Annotated in this window: 20 protein-coding genes, 1 tRNA gene and 1 pseudogene; 18 read left to right on the forward strand and 4 right to left on the reverse strand. The window is 64.5% G+C overall.

Going from position 1 to position 18,966, the window contains the following annotated elements; translation table 11 throughout:
* The 10 genes from BM197_RS04335 (at nucleotide 1) to BM197_RS16560 (ending at nucleotide 8,612) form a co-directional block, all read left to right on the forward strand.
* Nucleotides 1–1,056: a 3-isopropylmalate dehydrogenase gene (locus BM197_RS04335; protein ID WP_090709162.1), complete on the forward strand. Its 1,056-nt coding sequence runs from the start codon at nucleotides 1–3 to the stop codon at nucleotides 1,054–1,056.
* Between the two features lie 24 nt (nucleotides 1,057–1,080).
* Complete coding sequence (locus tag BM197_RS04340; protein WP_090709164.1) at nucleotides 1,081–2,202, forward strand: branched-chain amino acid aminotransferase; 1,122 nt, start codon at nucleotides 1,081–1,083, stop codon at nucleotides 2,200–2,202.
* A 209-nt stretch (nucleotides 2,203–2,411) separates the two neighbouring features.
* Nucleotides 2,412–3,173, forward strand: a complete 762-nt coding sequence (locus tag BM197_RS04345; protein WP_090709166.1) for a fumarylacetoacetate hydrolase family protein — start codon at nucleotides 2,412–2,414, stop codon at nucleotides 3,171–3,173.
* A gap of 6 nt (nucleotides 3,174–3,179) precedes the next feature.
* Nucleotides 3,180–4,433 (forward strand): MFS transporter, encoded by a 1,254-nt coding sequence (locus BM197_RS04350; RefSeq protein WP_090709167.1) that lies wholly within the window; start codon nucleotides 3,180–3,182, stop codon nucleotides 4,431–4,433.
* Nucleotides 4,434–4,444: 11 nt separating this feature from the next.
* Nucleotides 4,445–5,965 carry a glutamate--tRNA ligase gene (gene gltX, locus BM197_RS04355; RefSeq protein ID WP_090709169.1) on the forward strand — a complete coding sequence of 507 codons (1,521 nt, stop codon included), beginning with the start codon at nucleotides 4,445–4,447 and terminating at the stop codon, nucleotides 5,963–5,965.
* On the forward strand, nucleotides 5,962–6,897 hold the full coding sequence (locus BM197_RS04360; RefSeq protein ID WP_090709173.1) for an NAD(P)/FAD-dependent oxidoreductase: 936 nt from the start codon (nucleotides 5,962–5,964) through the stop codon (nucleotides 6,895–6,897). The genes gltX and BM197_RS04360 overlap by 4 nt, the downstream gene beginning before the upstream one ends.
* 57 nt (nucleotides 6,898–6,954) lie before the next feature.
* A tRNA-Gln gene (locus BM197_RS04365) sits at nucleotides 6,955–7,026 on the forward strand.
* Between the two features lie 195 nt (nucleotides 7,027–7,221).
* Nucleotides 7,222–7,416, forward strand: a complete 195-nt coding sequence (locus tag BM197_RS04370; protein ID WP_090709175.1) for a helix-turn-helix transcriptional regulator — start codon at nucleotides 7,222–7,224, stop codon at nucleotides 7,414–7,416.
* Nucleotides 7,409–8,023 (forward strand): phage integrase central domain-containing protein, encoded by a 615-nt coding sequence (locus tag BM197_RS16555; RefSeq protein WP_245762382.1) that lies wholly within the window; start codon nucleotides 7,409–7,411, stop codon nucleotides 8,021–8,023. The genes BM197_RS04370 and BM197_RS16555 overlap by 8 nt, the downstream gene beginning before the upstream one ends.
* A 46-nt stretch (nucleotides 8,024–8,069) precedes the next feature.
* Nucleotides 8,070–8,612 carry a tyrosine-type recombinase/integrase gene (locus BM197_RS16560; RefSeq protein ID WP_245762383.1) on the forward strand — a complete coding sequence of 181 codons (543 nt, stop codon included), beginning with the start codon at nucleotides 8,070–8,072 and terminating at the stop codon, nucleotides 8,610–8,612.
* Nucleotides 8,613–9,069: 457 nt separating this feature from the next.
* On the opposite strand, the gene BM197_RS04380 is transcribed toward BM197_RS16560, so the two are convergent.
* Nucleotides 9,070–9,795, reverse strand: a complete 726-nt coding sequence (locus BM197_RS04380; RefSeq protein ID WP_090709177.1) for an MIP/aquaporin family protein — start codon at nucleotides 9,793–9,795, stop codon at nucleotides 9,070–9,072.
* Complete coding sequence (locus BM197_RS04385) at nucleotides 9,792–10,142, reverse strand: ArsR/SmtB family transcription factor (RefSeq protein ID WP_090709180.1); 351 nt, start codon at nucleotides 10,140–10,142, stop codon at nucleotides 9,792–9,794. Before BM197_RS04385 ends, BM197_RS04380 begins: the two co-directional genes overlap by 4 nt.
* A gap of 282 nt (nucleotides 10,143–10,424) precedes the next feature.
* Between BM197_RS04385 and BM197_RS04390 the strand changes: the two genes are divergently transcribed.
* From BM197_RS04390 to BM197_RS16565, 5 genes and pseudogenes are all read left to right on the forward strand, one after another.
* Entirely contained in the window at nucleotides 10,425–11,345 is a 921-nt protein-coding gene (locus tag BM197_RS04390; protein WP_245762384.1) for an NAD(P)-binding domain-containing protein, read from the forward strand.
* A gap of 26 nt (nucleotides 11,346–11,371) precedes the next feature.
* Nucleotides 11,372–12,265, forward strand: a complete 894-nt coding sequence (locus BM197_RS04395) for a metalloregulator ArsR/SmtB family transcription factor (RefSeq protein ID WP_090709183.1) — start codon at nucleotides 11,372–11,374, stop codon at nucleotides 12,263–12,265.
* 91 nt (nucleotides 12,266–12,356) lie between these two features.
* Nucleotides 12,357–12,767 carry an arsenate reductase ArsC gene (locus BM197_RS04400; RefSeq protein ID WP_090709184.1) on the forward strand — a complete coding sequence of 137 codons (411 nt, stop codon included), beginning with the start codon at nucleotides 12,357–12,359 and terminating at the stop codon, nucleotides 12,765–12,767.
* Nucleotides 12,768–12,776: 9 nt separating this feature from the next.
* Nucleotides 12,777–13,448 carry an arsenate reductase ArsC gene (locus tag BM197_RS04405; RefSeq protein ID WP_090709186.1) on the forward strand — a complete coding sequence of 224 codons (672 nt, stop codon included), beginning with the start codon at nucleotides 12,777–12,779 and terminating at the stop codon, nucleotides 13,446–13,448.
* Nucleotides 13,445–13,815 (forward strand): annotated as a pseudogene (locus BM197_RS16565) (NAD(P)/FAD-dependent oxidoreductase); the annotation flags it as partial. The gene BM197_RS04405 and the pseudogene BM197_RS16565, both read left to right, overlap by 4 nt.
* A 391-nt stretch (nucleotides 13,816–14,206) precedes the next feature.
* Here BM197_RS16565 and BM197_RS04415 read toward each other — a convergent pair.
* Together BM197_RS04415 and BM197_RS04420 are read right to left on the reverse strand one after the other, a co-directional pair.
* Nucleotides 14,207–15,088 carry a hypothetical protein gene (locus BM197_RS04415; protein WP_090709189.1) on the reverse strand — a complete coding sequence of 294 codons (882 nt, stop codon included), beginning with the start codon at nucleotides 15,086–15,088 and terminating at the stop codon, nucleotides 14,207–14,209.
* A gap of 109 nt (nucleotides 15,089–15,197) precedes the next feature.
* Nucleotides 15,198–16,061 (reverse strand): hypothetical protein, encoded by an 864-nt coding sequence (locus tag BM197_RS04420; protein ID WP_090709191.1) that lies wholly within the window; start codon nucleotides 16,059–16,061, stop codon nucleotides 15,198–15,200.
* 574 nt (nucleotides 16,062–16,635) lie between these two features.
* Here BM197_RS04420 and BM197_RS04425 point away from each other — a divergent pair.
* The 3 genes from BM197_RS04425 (at nucleotide 16,636) to BM197_RS16045 (ending at nucleotide 18,913) form a co-directional block, all read left to right on the forward strand.
* Entirely contained in the window at nucleotides 16,636–17,235 is a 600-nt protein-coding gene (locus tag BM197_RS04425; RefSeq protein ID WP_245762385.1) for a DUF305 domain-containing protein, read from the forward strand.
* A 412-nt stretch (nucleotides 17,236–17,647) separates the two neighbouring features.
* Nucleotides 17,648–18,070, forward strand: a complete 423-nt coding sequence (locus BM197_RS04430; RefSeq protein WP_090709193.1) for a four-helix bundle copper-binding protein — start codon at nucleotides 17,648–17,650, stop codon at nucleotides 18,068–18,070.
* Nucleotides 18,071–18,526: 456 nt separating this feature from the next.
* On the forward strand, nucleotides 18,527–18,913 hold the full coding sequence (locus BM197_RS16045; RefSeq protein ID WP_143094991.1) for a hypothetical protein: 387 nt from the start codon (nucleotides 18,527–18,529) through the stop codon (nucleotides 18,911–18,913).
* The last annotated feature ends 53 nt before the right edge of the window (nucleotides 18,914–18,966 follow it).

Raw genomic sequence — 18,966 nt, forward strand, 5'->3', positions numbered from 1 at the left:
ATGTCGCGTCAGGTCAAGCTAGCGGTTATCCCGGGGGACGGGATCGGCCCCGAGGTCATCGCCGAGGCAGTGAAGGTCCTGGATGCCGTCACCCGCGACAGCGATGTGAGGTTCGAGAAGACCGAATTCTTGCTCGGAGCCGACCGCTTTCTTAAGACCGGCGACGTTCTCACCGACGACGACCTCGACGCCATCCGCGGGAACGACGCCATTTTGCTCGGCGCGGTCGGCGGACTACCGGGCGACCCGCGTCTCGCCGGGGCGAACATCGAGCGCGGGCTGTTGCTCAAGCTCCGTTTCTCGCTTGACCACTACGCCAACCTCCGGCCCACCAGGATCTACCCTGGCGTTCCGAGTCCGCTCGCGAACCCGGGCGAGGTCGACTTCCTCGTCGTCCGTGAAGGCACCGAAGGGCCGTACGTGGGCAACGGCGGCGCCATCCGGCAGGGAACACCCCACGAGGTCGCCAACGAAGTATCGGTGAACACGGCATACGGGGTCGAGCGTGTCGTCCGGTTCGCGTTCGAGAAGGCATCCGCTCGTCGCAACAAACTGACCCTCGTGCACAAGACCAACGTGCTCACCTTCGCGGGGAGCCTCTGGCAGCGCACCGTCAACGCGGTCGCCGCGGAGTTCCCGCAGGTTAAGGTCGACTACCTGCACGTCGATGCTGCGACGATTTTCCTCGTCACCGACCCTGCTAGATTTGATGTTCTCGTCACAGACAATCTCTTCGGCGACATCCTCACCGATCTGGCCGGCGCAATCAGCGGCGGCATCGGGCTCGCAGCCTCGGGAAACATCAACCCGGACGGCGTCTTCCCGAGCATGTTCGAGCCGGTCCACGGTTCAGCTCCCGACATCGCCGGGCAGCAGAAGGCGGACCCCACCGCGGCGATCCTCTCCGTGGCTCTCCTGCTCGAACACCTGGGCCTGGCCGCCGAATCGGCAGCAGTAACGGCCGCAGTGACTTCAGACATCGCCGCTCGGACCGGAGGCCCTCGCCCGACGTCCGCCGTCGGGGATGCGATCGTTGCCTCTCTCGACGCACACTAGATTTCAGCACGCAAAGGAACGCACATGACTCTCGCAACAGGAACCGACACGAACTCCTTCCCTCTGGCCTTCGAGCACCGACCGTCTGCCAGCGCCGTCGAGGTCGCCCATCGCGAGGAGATTCTCGCGAGCCCTGGATTCGGCAAGCACTTCACCGACCACATGGTCGCCATCGACTGGACAGTCGACGACGGCTGGCACGACGCCCGCGTGCAGCCGTACGGGCCGCTGCAGCTCGACCCGGCGTCGAGTGTGCTGCACTACGCCCAGGAGATCTTCGAGGGCCTGAAGGCGTACCGGCATGCGGACGGCTCGATCTGGACGTTCCGGCCGGAGAAGAACGCCGAGCGCTTCCAGCGTTCCGCCCGCCGGCTGGCGCTGCCTGAGCTGAGCGTCGAGGACTTCCTCGAGTCCCTCCGCCAGCTTGTGGCGGCCGACAAGGACTGGGTGCCGTCCGGCGACGACACCAGCCTGTACCTGCGGCCGTTCATGATCGCCAACGAGTCGTTCCTCGGTGTGCGGGCAGCCCAGAAGGTCGGCTACTACGTGATCGCCAGCCCGGCGGGCGCGTACTTCTCCGGCGGTGTGAAGCCGGTGTCGATCTGGCTCTCCACCGAGTACACCCGCGCAGGTCGGGGAGGAACCGGATCGGCGAAGTGCGGCGGCAACTATGCGGCATCCCTGCTCCCGCAGCAGGAGGCGGCCGAGAACGGCTGCGCCCAGGTGCTCTTCCTCGACGCCGAAACCGGCACGCACATCGAAGAGCTCGGCGGAATGAACATCTTCTTCGTTCACGAGGACAAGCGGATCGTCACGCCTGAACTGACCGGGTCGATCCTCGAGGGCGTCACGCGGGACAGCATCATCCAGCTCGCCACCGACCGCGGCTACACGGTCGAGGAGCGCGCCGTCTCGATCGACGAATGGCGCGCAGGAGTCGACTCCGGTGAGATCACCGAGGTGTTCGCATGCGGCACCGCAGCGGTGATCACGCCCATCGGCGAGCTGAAGACGGCGGAGTTCTCCATCGGTGCACCAGACGCCGAACCCGGCGAGCTCACCATGTCGATTCGCGAAGAACTCACCGACATCCAGTACGGGCGCCGTGAAGACACGCACGGCTGGCTCTACCGCCTGGACGCCTGACTCCCTGACGCCGCCACGGGGGCGGCGTTCTGGCGATCGATCGGTCCCCAAGGGTTGCTGCCGCGATCGATTGGTCCCAAAGGGTCGTTCGTGTTGCGCGTGAGCATCCTTTTGGGCCCGATCGACCGGATGTCCGCGCGCCAGAACCCCTCGCGTCGCCACGAAATCACCCTCTGCGCGGGCCGCCCCGAAGAGGCTAGGCTCGACTCGTGAAAATTGCGCGATTCAGCCATGACGGTGCCATCAACTTCGGAATCCTCGACGAGACCGACCTGGTCGTCCTAGCAGCGGACCCGATGTTCGGGGGATTCGAAACCACCGGGGAGCGGGTGCCACTGGCGGATGCCGTGCTGCTGGCCCCGGTCATCCCACGCTCGAAGGTCGTCTGCGTCGGCAAGAACTACGCTGACCACGTGAAAGAGATGGGCGGGAACGAGCCGCCCGCTGAGCCGCTGCTGTTCCTCAAGCCGAACACGTCCGTGATCGGCCCCGGCGACCGGATCGTGCTCCCTGCGCTGTCCGACCAGATCGAGCACGAGGGCGAACTCGCCGTCGTCATCGGTTCAGTGGCGAAGAACGTGCGGGCGGAAGACGCCGACAGCGTCATCTTCGGCTACACCATCGCCAACGACGTGACCGCTCGGGACCTGCAGAAGAAGGACGGGCAGTGGACGCGGGCGAAAGGCTTCGACACGTTCTGCCCGCTCGGCCCGGTGATCGACACCGAGTTCTCCTTCGATGGCGCATCGATCGAGACCCGCGTCAACGGCGACGTCCGTCAGCAAGCCCCGCTCTCTGACATGATCCACTCGGTCGCCGACATCATCGCCTACGCGTCAGCCGTATTCACGCTGCTGCCCGGCGACGTCATCCTCACCGGCACCCCAGCAGGCGTCGGACCCATCGTCTCTGGCGACACCGTTGAGGTCGCGGTCTCGGGCCTGGGCATCCTGCGCAACACGGCCGCCTGACGCACCATGAGCGCCGGCGCAATCGGTCAGACGGAAGTCGCCGCCCTGCAGCGGCGGACGGTCTGGCTGCTCTCGGCCGGTCAGGTGCTCGGCGGGTTCGCGATCGGGGCCACACTGTCGCTCGGAGCGCTTCTCGCCGCTGACCTCTCCGGGTCGGATGCCTGGTCGGGCATGGCCGCGACGATGTCGACGTTGGGTGCCGCAATCGCGGCGATCCCGCTCGCCCGGGTCGCGGTCCGCCACGGGCGGCGGGTCGCGCTGGGCGGCGGCGCGATGGTCTCGGCGCTCGGCGCGCTGCTCACCATCGTTGCGGCATCCGTTCGAAGCTTTCCGCTTCTGCTCGTCGCACTCGCCCTGCTCGGCACCGGCGCGGCCGTCGGGCTTCAGGCCCGGTTCGCCGCCTCCGACCTGGCCACCGACCGCACCCGGGGCCGGGACCTGTCCATCGTCGTCTGGGCGACCACGGTCGGGGCCGTGATCGGTCCGAACCTGCTCGAGCCGGGGGATGCCATCGGCCGGGTCCTCGGTCTGGTGCCGTTGTCGGGGCCGTTCCTGTTCGGCATCACCGCCCAACTGCTGGCCGCGATGGTGTACCTGTTCGCGCTTCGCCCTGACCCGCTGCTGACCGCGCGGGCACTCGGAGAGGCGGCCGGCGCCGCGATACGACCGGCTATAGCGGTGAGTGAGTCGCGGGCGCGGGAACGCTTCGCGATCACGGCTGTCGCGCTCAGCCACGCCACGATGGTGGCCGTGATGTCGATGACGCCTGTGCACCTGCTGCACCACGGCGCCAGCCTCACCATCATCGGGCTCACCATCAGCCTGCACGTGGCCGGGATGTTCGCGCTGTCGCCCGTCTTCGGCATCCTCGCCGACCGCCTGGGCAGGCTCCCCGTGATCCTCCTCGGCCAGGGCTTGTTCGTCGCGGCGCTCGTCACGATTGCGATGGGAGCTGAGGCCGCCTCGGCGGTCGGGGTCGGGCTGATCCTGCTGGGTCTCGGCTGGAGCGCCTCCACCGTCTCCGGCTCCGCGCTGGTCACCGAATCCACGGCGCCGGTTCGCCGTCCCCGCGTGCAGGGCGTCAGCGACACCCTGATGAGCCTGTCCGGCGCCGCCGGGGGAGCGCTGGCCGGGCCGACTCTCGCCGTCGTCGGCTTCGACGGTCTCGCCGTCGCCGCCACCGCGCTTGTCGTCGCCGTTGTCGTCGGTGCGGTTGTGGTGAGCCGGAGACCCCCCGCCCCGCTGCCCGCCAGCGGCTAGGATTGCGGGTGATGTCAAGCGAAAACTCTCCCCTCTTCTCAACGGCTTCCGGCAGCGACGTTCGCGTCCGATTCTGCCCGTCCCCGACCGGCACGCCCCACGTCGGGCTCATCCGCACCGCCCTGTTCAACTGGGCGTACGCGCGGCACACCGGAGGACGGCTGGTCTTCCGGATCGAAGACACGGATGCCGCCCGCGACAGCGAGGAAAGCTACGGCCTCATCCTCGAGGCCCTCCGCTGGCTCAAGCTCGACTGGGACGAGGGCGAGGGAGTCGGCGGAGAGCACGGCCCGTACCGTCAGTCGCAGCGTGCGGACATCTACCGCGACGTGATCGACCAGCTCATCGCGGCCGGGCACGTCTACGAGAGCTACTCGAATGCCGAGGAGATCGACGCCCGCAACGAAGCCGCCGGCCGCCCCAAGCAGTTCGGCTACGACAACTTCGACCGGGACCTGACCGACGAGCAGAAGGCCGCCTTCCGGGCCGAGGGCCGGCTGCCTGCGCTGCGGCTCAAGGTGCCAGACACCGACCTCAGCTTCGACGACCTCGTCCGCGGTGAAATCACCTTCCCGGCCGGTTCGTTCACCGACTTCGTCGTCGTGCGCCCCAACGGGCATCCGCTCTACCCGTTCGTGAACCCGGTGGACGACGCCCTGATGGGTATCACCCACGTGCTCCGTGGTGAGGACCTCCTGCCGTCGACGCCGCGGCAGATCGCGCTGTACCACGCGCTGGTCGACATCGGTCTGACCACGTTCATTCCGCGCTTCGGCCACCTTCCCTACGTCATGGGCGAGGGCAACAAGAAGCTGTCGAAGCGTGACCCGGAGTCGAACCTGTTCCACCACCGCGACCGCGGGTTCATCCCCGAGGGGCTCGTCAACTACCTGGCGTTGCTGGGCTGGGGGCTCTCCGCCGACCGCGACGTGTTCTTGCTCGACGAGATGGTTGCTGCGTTCGACGTCGTCAACGTCAACCCGAGCCCTGCCCGGTTCGACCTGAAAAAGGCCGAATCGATCAACGGTGACCACATCCGCCTGCTCGACGTCGCGGACTTCGCGGAGCGCACCATCCCGTACCTCGTGCGCGACGGCATCCTCACCGAACCGCTCACCGACCAGCAGCGGGCGATCCTGACCGAAGCTGCTCCGCTCGTGCAGGAGCGTATCGGCCTGCTCGGCGAGGCGCCCGGCATGCTCGGGTTCCTCTTCACGGATGCCGCCGGCATCGAGTACCAGGACGACGCGCTGAAGAGCCTGCCGCAGAACGCCGCCGAGGTGCTGTCTGCGTCGAGTGAGGCGCTCACCGCAGTGCCGGAGTCCGAGTGGAACGCGGAGGGACTGCAGAGCGCCCTCGCTGCGACCCTCATCGAAGGGCTCGGGCTGAAGCCGCGGATCGCGTACGGGCCGCTTCGGGTTGCTGTCTCCGGCCGGCGGGTGTCACCGCCGCTCTTCGAATCCATGGTGATCCTCGGCAAGGCCGAGACCCTCGCCCGACTGTCCCGGCTTTCGGCGCACCTGGCCGCATGACCGGCCAGGTCGATGTCGACGTCGTCGTGGTCGGTGGGGGACCGGCCGGCCTTTCGGCGGCGCTCAACCTCGTCCGGGCACGACAGCGGGTCCTCGTTCTCGACGGCAACCGGCCCAGGAACGCGGCGACGCTCCACTCGCACGGCTTTCTGACACGTGACGGCGTCTCGCCGCTCGAGTTGCGGCGGTTGGGCCGCGAAGAAGTCGCGTCGTATGACGACGCCGAGGTGCAGTTCGCCCTCGTCAACGGCATCAGCGCGGTGGACGGCGGCTTCCGCGTCACCGCATCCGGTGTGCGCGGTGCTCCCGACCGGGATGTCACGACAGCCCGGGTCCTCGTCGCCGCCGGTCTTCGTGAGACCCTTCCAGCGATCACGAATCTCCGCGCTTACTACGGCACGGCCCTGCACAGCTGTCTTGAATGCGACGGGTACGAGAAATCCGGGCAGCCGCTGGCCGTGATCGGCGAGACAGACGGCCTGGTCGAAACCGCCCTCCTCGTGGCCGTGTGGAGCGACGACGTGATCGTGTTCACGAACGGGTCACCTTTCGTCTCCGAGGAGGAGGAACGGATGCTTGCCGACCGTGGCATCCGCGTGGAACGTCGCGTCGTCTCCGAGGTGGTCGGTGAGCGTGGTGAGCTCACCGGGCTGCTGCTGGAGGACGGGGAGGTCGTGCCGAGGACGGCGGGGTTCGTGCGTCCTCGCTGGACCGCGGCCCTCGAGTATCTTGCGGGTCTGGGCGCCGATACCGACGACGACGGCCTGCTCATCGTCGACGCTGCCGGACGGTCCTCTGTGCCGGGTCTGTATGCCGCCGGAGACATCACTCCGCCCGGGCCGGAGCAGCTCATCGTCGCAGCGGGGGAGGGCGCCCAGGTGTCGGCGACGATCCTGCGTGACATGGTCTTCGCAGGAGCTCGCTCAATTTGAGAGTGGGCCGCGGGTAGGCTACAGTTGACACTCGGCCGGGGCAATGCTTTTGGCCATTGGGGTATGGTGTAATTGGCAACACGGATGATTCTGGTTCATTTGTTCTTGGTTCGAGTCCAGGTACCCCAGCAGTAACAGGCGCAGGATTCCGCGGCGAGATCAGACATCGCCCATCCCCTTGCGGGGGCCGTTTTCGGGTCATTTGACCATAAACGAGACCAGAAACCCCGATACGGGTGTCCTACGGCCCGGCTGTACCGGCCCGTGCGGAATAGCGACGGCAGCGCCCGGGCGGTCCAGGCTTCGTCCGCGTACCTAACGGGTATGAACGAGACGGCGCAGATTGCGCAGACCTTTCTCACCCAGCGTGAGCTCGCTGAGCTCCTTCAGCTCCCAGAGCGGACGCTGGAAGACTGGCGACTGACCCATGCCGGTCCGCCGTACATGAAGCTCGGCCGGCACGTGCGATACGACATCGCCGACGTGCTCGCCTGGGCCAAGGAGAAGCGACGTGCCTAGGCCGCGCCTTCCCAGCGGGGAGCTTGGCAATATCGACGTGACGCGGCTCGCAAGCGGACGATACCAAGCCCGCGGGTCCACTCGGGACGACAGCGGTGCTTTGCACCGGTTGCGGGCCTCTGCGGACAGCGAAGAGGCCGCCCGTGACGATCTCCTCCGGCAGGCGAAGTCGCTCAGCACCGGCGGCTCGAGCACGCTCTCGCCGTCGAGCACGATCGCGGACGTGGTCCAGCTCTGGCTGTCACAGATTCTCACCCGTGCGAACACCGGCAGCCTCTCGTACTCGACGTACGAGTCGTACGAAACGACCGCTCGGGTAATCATCGTGCCTCGCTGCGGGGGAGTGCGACTCGAGCAACTGACCGTCGGTCGCTGCGACCGCATCCTGCAGAAGATCCTGGAAGAGGAAACGATCTCGAAAGCACGGCGCGCCCGCGCCGTGCTGAGCCTGGTGTGTGGGTACGCCGTTCGGGACGACGCCCTCGACCGGAACCCGGTGCGCGACGTCCAGCGCCTTCCAATGGCGCCCAGGAAGGAGTCCGCGCTCAGCACTGCGCAGGTCGTCGGCATCAGGGAGCTGATGGAGCGGTGGAGTGTCACGCGGTGACGGCCCCAGACCCAACTATCGCGCCCTGCTTGACGGAATGGAGGTCATGCTCGGAACTTCGGAGCGGATCGGAGAATGCCTCGGCCTGCGCCGCTGCGACGTGGACATGACGACTCTGCCGCCGACCCTCGTCGTCAACGGCACAATCGTGAGCAACAAGACGCAGGGGACCCATCGAAAAGATTCTCCGAAGCGCGCCCGACAACGACGGAACATAGCACTACCCGCGATGGCCGCAGCGGCCGTGCGCCGCCGTCTGGCACTGGCCGAGCCCGACCCGGAAGCGTTTCTGTTTCCCACGAAGACCGGTCACACGATGAGCGTCAGCAACTACGAGCGCTTGCTCCGTTCATTCATCAACGATGAACGCACGGAACTCGTCGCATTGGGCGTCGATGTCGACGAATACACGACGCACATCTACCGACGCACGGCCGCGACGTTGATCGAGCGAGCGGCCGGGATCACGCTGGCGTCCAGACTTCTCGGTCATGCGAGTGAGCAGATCACTCGAAACAGTTACGTTGTCACGGCCGAATTAGTCGATCCAGTGACGGCCGAGATTCTCGACGAGGTGCTGGCTGATTGAACGGAACGTAGGGGGGTCACGCTTCGTCGTCACTGCGGCGACAGACCATCGCGGGCGGCGAGTACGGTCGCGACCGCGGTCAACACCACCGGAAGACTGAACGCGGTGCTGCCACGGTGGCAGCGCCGTCCCTCCTGGGTTTTGCCACTTCTCAGTGGATCGTGACCGACTTTTGACGGTGCCGCCACGGTGGCGGCACCGTCTCTTCTGGGGTTTTGCCGCCGGCAACTCTGTTTCGGGTCGCGGCGAGGCGCATGGACCCGGAGTTGGCGAGCATCGACCGCGGATCACGGTGGTGCCACGGTGGCACGACCGTCTCTTCTGGAGTTGTAGTAAACGTCCAGGAGCAACATGAGGCATCCGAAAGTTGATGCGATAAGGCCTCGTCGTGAACGCGTCCCGACGCCCTGACCGCCTGTAACCGCGGTGTCAAACGATCACCGCTGCCCATAGAACGCTAGGTGCGTGTGCTGGCCACACGCGTTCGCTTGGCCGCCGGCGCACCGGAGGTGTCAGTGCGGGGGTAGAGCACTGCGATCACCAGTAGTCCCAACCCAACGCCGATGAACTGGGAGACCACGTAGCCGGGGACTGAGGTGGCAGCAATCCCAGCGAAAGTGTCGCTGAAGACTCGGCCGATGGTGATCGCCGGGTTCGCGAAGCTGGCCGAACTGGTGAAGAAGTATGCCGCGCCGATGTAGGCGCCGACGGCGGCTGGTGCCAGGGCTGAGCGGCCGGTGCGGGCGAGGCTGAAGATCACAAGGATGAGACCGGCGGTGGCGACGATCTCGGCGAGGAAGTGCGGTCCGGTCATCCGGTCGGTGGTGCTGAATGTTGTCGGCACGCCGAACATGCTGTTCGCCAGGACCGCCCCGGCGATGCATCCGAGGATCTGGACGGGAACGTAGTATCCGACGTCTCGCCAGGGGCGGTAGCCGAGAGCGGCGTCAGCGAGAGAGACGACGGGATTAAAGTGAGCACCGCTGGCCGGCCCGAAGATCAGGATCAGGGCGAAGAGGCCCAGCGCCGTGGCGAATGCGTTCTCGAGAAGTTGAAGCCCCGTATCTCCCGGCGACAGGGTGCTTGCGGCGATGCCGGAGCCGATGACGAGAGCGGTGAGGAGCGCGCTACCCAGGAATTCGGCAAGAGCGGGGCGTGCCCAAGCGTGCGCGGAGCGCTTCACGCGCTGATCAGGAGGCGTGAGACGGCGTCGAGTGCGCCGGGCACAAGCTTGAAGTACGCCCAGGTTCCTCTTTGCGTACGTGTGAGGAACCCCGCATCGACGAGAACCTTGAGGTGATGCGACACTGTCGGCTGGCTCAGGCCTACAGGCTCGGTCAGGTCGCAGGCGCATGCCTCTTTACCCTCTGAGGCGGCAACGATCGAGATCAGTCGTAGGCGCGTGGGGTCCGCCAATGCCTTGAGACTCCGGGCCAGTCCGTCGGCGTTCTCGGGGCTGAGCGTCTCGCGAGTGAGCGGAGCACAGCAGGCTGCGACGTCGGTGACAGGGATGAGCGTGATTGTGGACACAGCAACAGCATACGGGATATTGACATTCGTCGATATAGGCGGGCATACTGACCTTGCTCGACCTCACGCCCATCGTTCGCCGTTCATCCCGGCTGGACAATTTGCCTGTCGCGATCATCGGCGCGCCTGCTGGCACCCACCGGGTGGCAGGAGCCGCAAGCCGGTGTTGCGCCGTACGCCGCAGCCATCATTGACGACTACCTGGCGCCGCTCGCCGCGCTCGAGCCGATCGCATCCCGCATCCGGCTCGGAGTCACCGTCGACTCGGTCTCTCGGGAGGGTATGGACCGCACCCGGTCGACCGGGCGAGCCACCACCCCGTTCGTCCTCCGCATCCACGACGAATCGGATGTGTCAGAGGTGACGGCACGGGCCGTGATCGACGCCTCCGGTACCTACGAGACCCCCAATAGCCTCAGCTCGAACGGATTGGTTCCGCTCGGCTTCGCTGACGTCGCAAACAAGATCAGTCACGCCCTGCCTGACGTCCTCGGAGCCGAACGCGCACGGTTCGCCGGCAAGCACACTGTGGTCGTCGGTGCCGGTCACTCCGCCGCCAACACTCTCATCAACCTTGCCAGGCTCGCACGGGAAGAAGCGGGAACGACCGTCACATGGGTCATCAGGAACAGCACTGCGGTGAGGGTCTCCAGCTCGGATGACGACGAACTGCCCGCCCGCGCATCGTTGGGCCAGCGCGTCGAACGACTGATCGGCGCCGGAGCGATCGACCGCGTCGACGGATTCGAGATCGTCCGCCTCGCCGCCTCGGACGGAGGTGTCGACATCATCGGCAGCCGCGCCGGTGGCATCGAGACCATCCACGCGGATGTCGTCGTGAACGCGACAGGGTTCCGGCCGAACCTAGACATGCTGCGTGAGATCCGCCTTGAGCTGGACGAGATCGTCGAGGTGCCCCGCCGCCTCGCGCCGCTGATCGACCCGAACCTGCACAATTGCGGCACCGTCGCCCCGCACGGTTTCGCCGAGTTGCAGCAGCCCGAACCCAACTTCTTCATCGCCGGAATGAAGAGCTACGGCCGCGCTCCGACCTTCCTGCTCGCGACGGGGTACGAGCAGGTCCGTTCGATCGCGGCCTGGTTGGATAACGACATGGCGGCAGCAAGCAAGGTCGAGCTTGTCCTCCCCGCGACCGGGGTGTGCTCCACTGATGAAGCTTCGGGAGCATCCTGCTGCTCCTGACCGCCGGATCGCATAGACTCCGGTCTATGAGTGAAGCCCGAGAGCCAATACCGGCTGCAACCCTTCGCCTGCTCGCGGATCCGACCCGCGCCCGGATCATCACCCTGATCCTGGACAGCGAAGAGGGAAGAGCGACGGTCACCAGGTTGGCCGAGCAACTGAGCCTGTCGCAGCCGACGCTGTCGCACCACGCGAAAGCCCTCACCGAGGACGGCCTTCTACAACGCGAACCGGTGGGTCGGCAGGTTTGGTATTCGGTCGTTCCTGACCGTGTCGACGAGGTTTCCGAGGCGCTGCGGAAACCCACCGAGCCACCCTTGGATGCGGATGTCCTCGGTCGAATCAGCGTGAATCTGGCGCAACGGTTCGCGGGCACGTTCGGCGCTGAGACGGTTGAAAGGTACGTCCACGAGAGCTACGCGCTTCTCGCGGAACGGGCGCACATCACCCGCTATCTCACATCGCTCACGTCGAAGTTTGCTGCGGACCGGCTGTCCGCCTTGGCCAAGGAAAATTCCCGACCGGCCACCGAGGTTCCGGAAGTGTTGTTCGTCTGCGTGCAGAACGCAGGACGCTCGCAGATCGCCTCCGCGATCCTCCGCCACCTCGCCGGCGACAGCGTCCTGGTCCGCACCGCCGGGTCGGAACCTGCGGCCGCGGTGCGCGCCGTCGTCACGACGGCCCTCGACGAAATCGGAGTGTCCCTGGACGGCGAATACCCCAAACCGCTCACCGACGAAGTCGTCCGAGCAGCGGACGTTGTGATCACCATGGGGTGCGGTGACGCCTGCCCGGTCTACCCCGGAAAGCGATACCTGGACTGGGAACTCGACGACCCCGCCGGGCTCCCGCTCGCTCAGGTCCGTCGCATCCGCGACGAGATCGAAACACACGTCCGGGAGCTACTAGCCACGCTCTGAGGTGAACGATTCGTGAACGCAGCAGCCGGGGCTCGCTTAACCCATAGATACCCGTCTATGCTTTGAGTACCGATCGAAAGCGAGTTCTCCCATGACCAACAAGCCCTCCGTCCTCTTCGTCTGTGTCCACAACGCGGGCCGCTCCCAAATGGCGGCCGGCTACATGACCGCCCTTTCTGGAGGCCGCGTTGAGGTGCTCTCCGCTGGGTCCGCGCCGAAGGATCAGATCAACCCGGTCGCGATCCAGGCCATGGCCGAAGAGGGCATCGACATCGCGAACAACGTGCCGAAGATCCTCACCACCGAGGCGGTGCGCGACTCGGATGTCGTCATCACGATGGGCTGCGGCGACGCCTGCCCGATCTTCCCCGGCAAACGCTACGAAGACTGGGAGCTGGACGACCCGGCCGGTCAGGGCATCGAGGCTGTGCGCCCGATCCGCGACGACATCAAGGCTCGCATCCAAGGTCTCCTTGCTGAGATCCTTCCCGCGTCCGTCTAGGAGCGCGCCATGTCTGACCTGAGTACCCGGCGAAGCTTGCCCGGCCTGACTTTCCCCGAAGACCACCTGAAGCGACTCGCTGACGACCTCGCCACCAAGTTCGTCGGCGTCTTCGCCCTCGAAACTGTCGAACGCTACGTGTTGGAGTCGTATACGGCACTGTTGCGCACCTCCACGGTCAAGGCGCACCTGACGAACAACACGATCCGCTTCGCCACCGATCGCCTCACCGCGCTGGCGCAGGCGAAGGGCGCCATCGATCGCCCCGTACCAGAAGTGCTGTTCGTCTGCGAGGAGAACGCCGGACGGTCTCAAATGGCGGCACTTTTCACCGCCGAACTGTCCGGGGGTGCCGTGCACGCCCGTTCGGCCGGCTCCGCGCCAGCACATCAGATCAACCCCTCGGTCGTCGCCGCGATGGCCGAGATCGGGCTCGACCTCGGCACAGCCTTCCCGAAGCCCCTCACCGACGATGTCGTCCAAGCAGCCGACGTCGTCATCACCATGGGTTGCGGTGACGCATGCCCCATCTATCCCGGCAAGCGCTACCAGGACTGGGAACTCACCGACCCGGCCGGCCTGCCGCTCGAGGACGTCCGCCGAGTTCGCGACGACATCCGCAACCACGTGGAAGCCATGCTCACCGAGCTCGGCGTCGAAAGGAAACAACCCGTCTCATGAGCATCGAAAACGTGATCGTCGTCGGGTCCGGCCCGCCGGCTACATCGCCGCCATCTACCTCGCCCGCGCCGGCCTGAACCCCATTGTGCTGACCAGCTCCGTCGAAATCGGCGGCGCCCTCGTCAACACCACCGAAGTTGAGAACTTCCCCGGGTTCCCCGACGGCATCATGGGCCCCGACCTGATGGACAACATGCGCAAGCAAGCGGAACGCTTCGGCGCACGCCTCATCTACGATGACGCCACCGCCCTCGAACTCACCGGCGACGTCAAGACCATCACGACCGGCAGCGGCGAGGTCTATCAAGCACACGCAGTCGTCCTCGCCATGGGATCCGCGTATCGCAAACTCAACGTCGCGGGCGAAGCCTTGAGGTCTTTCCTCCCCCACAGTCGAGTAGCTCGCGCCAGGGCGTACTCTTCGTACATGCGAAGGCCAGCGCTCAGATGAATAACGCGTAGTTCGAGTCGAGGTAGCCACAATTCGGCCTGACGCATGCGATCGAGATCGGTGAATTGAAGCTCAAGCTGACTGACTTCACCACGCAGGTCCCTCTCCGCGAGCGAGAGGCGGTTGTGCTGACTCGTAACAAACCGCTGAATATCGGCAACGCTCGGCTTACTGTTTCGAAGTCGACGACAGCGATCTCGCGCACACGCTGCCACGTGATCTTCCCGGCTCATCGCTCAGATAGACGTAAATCGCGTGCTCGATCTCCGATTGACCGTCGAGGGCGATTTCGTAGACCATCCCATCACTATGACGTAACCGACCCTGCGTAGCCCGGCGTGACAGCAAGCGGATCATAGCGCCAGTGGTTGATCCGCGCCTGCGCCTCATTTCCTAGGGCGTGATCTGCTCGCGCCTCCTTCCGCTTGGCCATGCGCACGACGATGAGCATGATCCCCAGGCCGAGAAACAGCCCCAGCGGAATGACTTGCTGGATGATCGTCCCCGCCGGGTCGTGCTTGAGGGCCGCGCAGTCTGATGTACTCAGGAGGGTGTTCGGGGCGTTGAGGTCCGCTTGGCACTGAGCGTAGGTGTAGCCGCTGCTTTCGGGAATGCGCTGCGATACCGATGCGACGAAGACCTGAAAAAGCAAGCTGAGCGTGAACAAACCCGCAAGGACAAAGCTCAATACGGAGGCAACTTTGAGACCGGTCTGCTTCAGGCGAGAGGGGTGTCGTATGACACGCTGCTTCTCGCTATCGGGGATCTCGGACTGCGCCCGCCCGATAGCCGTCGTCCACCCCTCGAGCCACATGGAATCACGATCGCGAATCAACTGCGCGAGTTTGCAGGCTGGCTCTCTCCACGCCAGGAACGCGATGCCGTCCGCAGATTGCCGCCACATCGAGAACTGGTGCCACGTCGCTTGCTCCGCCATGGTGTGCTGCCGTTCAGCCATTGCCTGCTGGAGCGCGAGCTGCTCTTCTGCTGCGCGCGCTGCGCGGGCCGACTGGAACGCTGATACAGCCTGGAAACCAGCACCAACCCATGCGCCGGTCGCGGCGCTCCGTACAGCCTGGGTGGTTGCGGCGTTGCTCCGAGCGAACTGCGCAGCCGAGCGGGGTTGGTCTTGTTCGTGCCGTTCGATGTTGTGAAGGGAGTTCCTGATATCTCGGCCGTAGTTTGCCATCGATTTCTCCTTTAGTTGTTTGGTTCGGTAGCCCGGTCCGCGCACAGTTTTCCAGCTTCAACCATGCGCTTCTCCCTCCTTCGTTCCAGCGGGCATGCTCAGGTCAGCGTCAACCGCCGATCCAGTCGCCGTTCGAGTCGCGCGCGTAGTCGGTGACCTCGGCCTCCATGATGCCCAGGGTCCCGTTCTTCATGACGTTGATCTCGATGGATGCGAATGTTTTGATCTTGCCACCGGTCTGGACGGGAAAACCGATCGCGTCCGTGGTCTCGTCGTCGTTCGGCGAGGTGGCGCATTGCTGCACGAATGTCACGGTCTTGGAATCGTCCGAGATATACTCGCCAGACTGCGGGTCGGACGTGTCGAGATCGGCGACGGGACTGGCATTGAGCGGCGCCCAGTCGTGCTTGGCCTCGTACTCGCCGATATCTGCGCCGGCCACTATCTCGTCAACCCATTCAGCCGGGTTCTGCGCTTTGGCCTCCTCCACGGTGCTGACTCCGAACTCCCGTCGTAGTTGGAACTCCAACTCGGATTTCGCATGTTCGCTGTGCTCCTTCTCCGTCATCGAGGGCTCGTCCAGCGCGTCGAGGCCGTCGCCGCGGTAATCGATCGCGAGGGAGACGGCGCAGAACTTGGACGAATCCAGCTCGCGGGCCTTCGCAGTGAGTTGACCCACGAGCAGCCCGTCGGCATCGGATCCCGCGGCCTTTATGAGGGCTTCAGGAATGCGGATGGTCAGCTCTCCCTCGGAGCCGTAGGCGTTTGTCTGAAACTCAAACACGCCGCGTTGCGGCTCGCCCTCGGAACTGCCCCCGCCGTTGCCGCTCGGTACGGCGGAGCAGCCCGCAAGCACGAGACCTGTGACGGCGGCCAATGTCGTCGCTGCGAAGATGAGCTTCTTTTTGCTCGGGGACTTCTTGGCAACTTCTACGTTCTCGGTTTCGGCCTCGGTCCCATTCTCGTCAATCATGTTCGTGGTCTCCTTTTGAAGTTGTGTGAGGTGTGTCGTGTTGCGGTTCAAGGCTCCCTCACCGTCTCCCGTCGGAGAGGAAACCGCCGGTTAAGAAGTCCCCGCGTTTTTGCGAGCAAGGGATTGGGACACAACACGCAGAAGAACGCCGGACAGGGCTCGGAACTGATATTTACCCTGGCCGCCTTCATAACCAATGTGCGCTTTATCAAGCGCCGTCAGCGAAACCATCGGCTGCAGTCGGCGAAATGTTAGGGCCTCTCCCTCGCGAAAATCATCCCGGTGTTTCCCTCGGCGATCCTCCACGCGACAGGACCGCCGGCCACCCTTCAAAAACGATCTAGCCACTCGACTGAGCAACCGCCCGCAAGCCGGACCCCCGATGCAATCGTAGATATCTCACACGTAATCCAATCTCAATCTGAGCCGGCTACGAGTGCAGTCCGACCGCCGGGAGGTCCTCGTGGGTCATTGGGAGCCGTTGCATAGCCGGTGTTCCATGATTCTGGTCGGCGGTAGTATTTCGACCCAGCCTCCGCCAGCGCGGAAAAGATGTAGACAGGGAGACCGAATCATGGCGAGTAACGAGAACCAGACCGAGGACCACCAGCAGCATGGAAATGAGGGTGCTCGCAAATCGATGATGATGTACCTTCGCTTCGGGGCCATGATCCTCACCGGCATGGTGGTTATGTACTGGGTGATGTTCGTTGGATCGTGGGAGATCGGGCACGTCCGCTTTAGCGAAAGCCGGCTCTTCATGGCCCTCACCATGGGCGGAACCATGGGGTTAGTCATGCTCGCCTGGATGCTGAACATGTACAAGAATCTCAGGGGCAACATCGCCATCATCGCCATCAGTCTCCTGCTCATTGGCGGCGGAATCGCCCTCGATCGCAGCCAGATAACAGTCAACGACACCTCATGGATGAGCGCTATGATCCCGCACCATTCACTGGCAATCACACGCTCGGAACGTGCCCAGATCCAGGATGTGCGCGTCTGCCAACTAGCTGTGGATATCAGCGATGCGCAGCGCAGGGAGATCAAAGAAATGGAGTGGCTGATCAACGACATCCGCCAAAACGGGGTAGCCACCACCTCAGAAGATGCGCAGGCCCGTTCCGCCCCCGGCTACGAGGACACGGCGGACCGCCAGTGCTCGACCGACTGAATGGGCGACCCACGGACCACCGCGTTGACGTAGAGCGCTGCTGTCCAGTTTCGGTAAGCGCAGGGGTCGGGTTGGGGCGGACTGACTGTTGAGGCTCCTTCGGACTCTACGCCGTCCACCGGCTGGAAGAGTGAGGGGCGCCACATCGCAGTAGATACCTCTCACGCCTCTCGGGTGCCGACTTGGCGTACGTCGATCCAATTACCTCTTCATTTGGCGGTGGTCGCCATGAGACCTGGACGGCGGGCATGAAACTTCTCGTTGCACGCGGAGGCTAGCCGGTCAAAATGCCCGACACCGCTCGAAGGTCAGCCGAGCACCGGGGTAGCCAGGTCCGGACGAGGAAGCTACCGTCGTTGGAGGGCCCGCAGCCCGCCGGCCCTCTTTTCTTCTATGGGTTAGGAGTAGAACAATGACTCACATCACTTCAATGCTGGACACCTATCCGAAAGATCTCGGTGACATCGATCGTCAGAAACTGGCCGACTGCATCGCTGCCTGTTTCGAATGTGCACAGACTTGCACCGCCTGCGCGGATGCATGCCTGGGCGAAGAGATGGTCGCTGAACTCACCAAATGCATCCGCACTAATCTGGATTGCGCTGACATCTGTGCGGCCACCGGCAAAATCCTCTCCCGGCACACCGGCTACGACGCCAACGTGACCAAAGCCGCCCTTGAAGCCTGCGCGTCGTCCTGCAAAGCGTGCGCCGACGAATGCCAACAGCACGCCGGCATGCACGAACACTGCCGGATTTGCGCCGAAGCGTGCCGCCGCTGCGAAGCCGCCTGCAATGAACTTCTGGCTTCCCTCGGCGGCAATGCCGCCGAGTGACCCTCAGGGGTGATTGCGTGTACAGCGGAGCCACCGAAGGTAAGGTGCTTGTCCGCGCTGTGCGAATTGCATTAGCGCAAGAGTTACGCGAGGGGGAAAGTCAGTACCGTCGCCACGGCGGCAGATCCCGTGAGCGCGATCGCAGCTAGACACCATTTCTCGGCCGCGGGGGAAGCTTCGCTCCTTTTTCCTTGGGGAAGGTTTCGAAGAGGTTCAGGGCGAAAAACATGACGGCTACGAACGCGCATGGGACGAGAATCATCTGCATCAACCGAAGAATCTCGAGGGTCACGGTCACCAGCCCTTCAGAGTCCCCGTGACTCACCAGGGTTCAGTGTCCCGGAGATACGTTCCGTGCCGGCAACCCTCAGCGAGACATCGAAACCCGAACGCATCGGGCCTTTCGCTCCAAGGCTTTCCGTTGTGATCGTCCACGCTTGCTGAGAAGATACGCCCATGAGCGAGGTTGATCCGGACGACGACGACGACATATGGCGATGGGTTATTCACCATTATCGATTTGACCCAATGCGTAATCAGCGGCGCAACGTTCGTGTCGCGGCGTACGACGATGAAAGCGAATTCCGGTCCGAGCTGGATCGATACACCGAGCTGATTCGTTCCGAAATCACAGCCGGGACACGTAGCAGTCGCGAGTCAGTCAGCGGCACTATTTTAGAGCCCGGACACGTCACGGCCCAGGCACGCGGACACGACGTTCGCAGAGCGATCGAACATGGTGTGAATCCGGAGCGGCTTCTGCGAACCGGTCTGATGCCGCACAATATGGCGCTGTTGGGCTTTCACGACGAAGACTTTCCACCTGCCGGCCCGCGCCCATAGCCCGCAGGCACAACGCTCAACGGACGGATGTTGCACTCTCTCGCGTGTGGCGA

The organism is Mycetocola miduiensis (assembly GCF_900115155.1).
GTDB classification, from domain to species: Bacteria; Actinomycetota; Actinomycetes; order Actinomycetales; family Microbacteriaceae; genus Mycetocola_A; species Mycetocola_A miduiensis.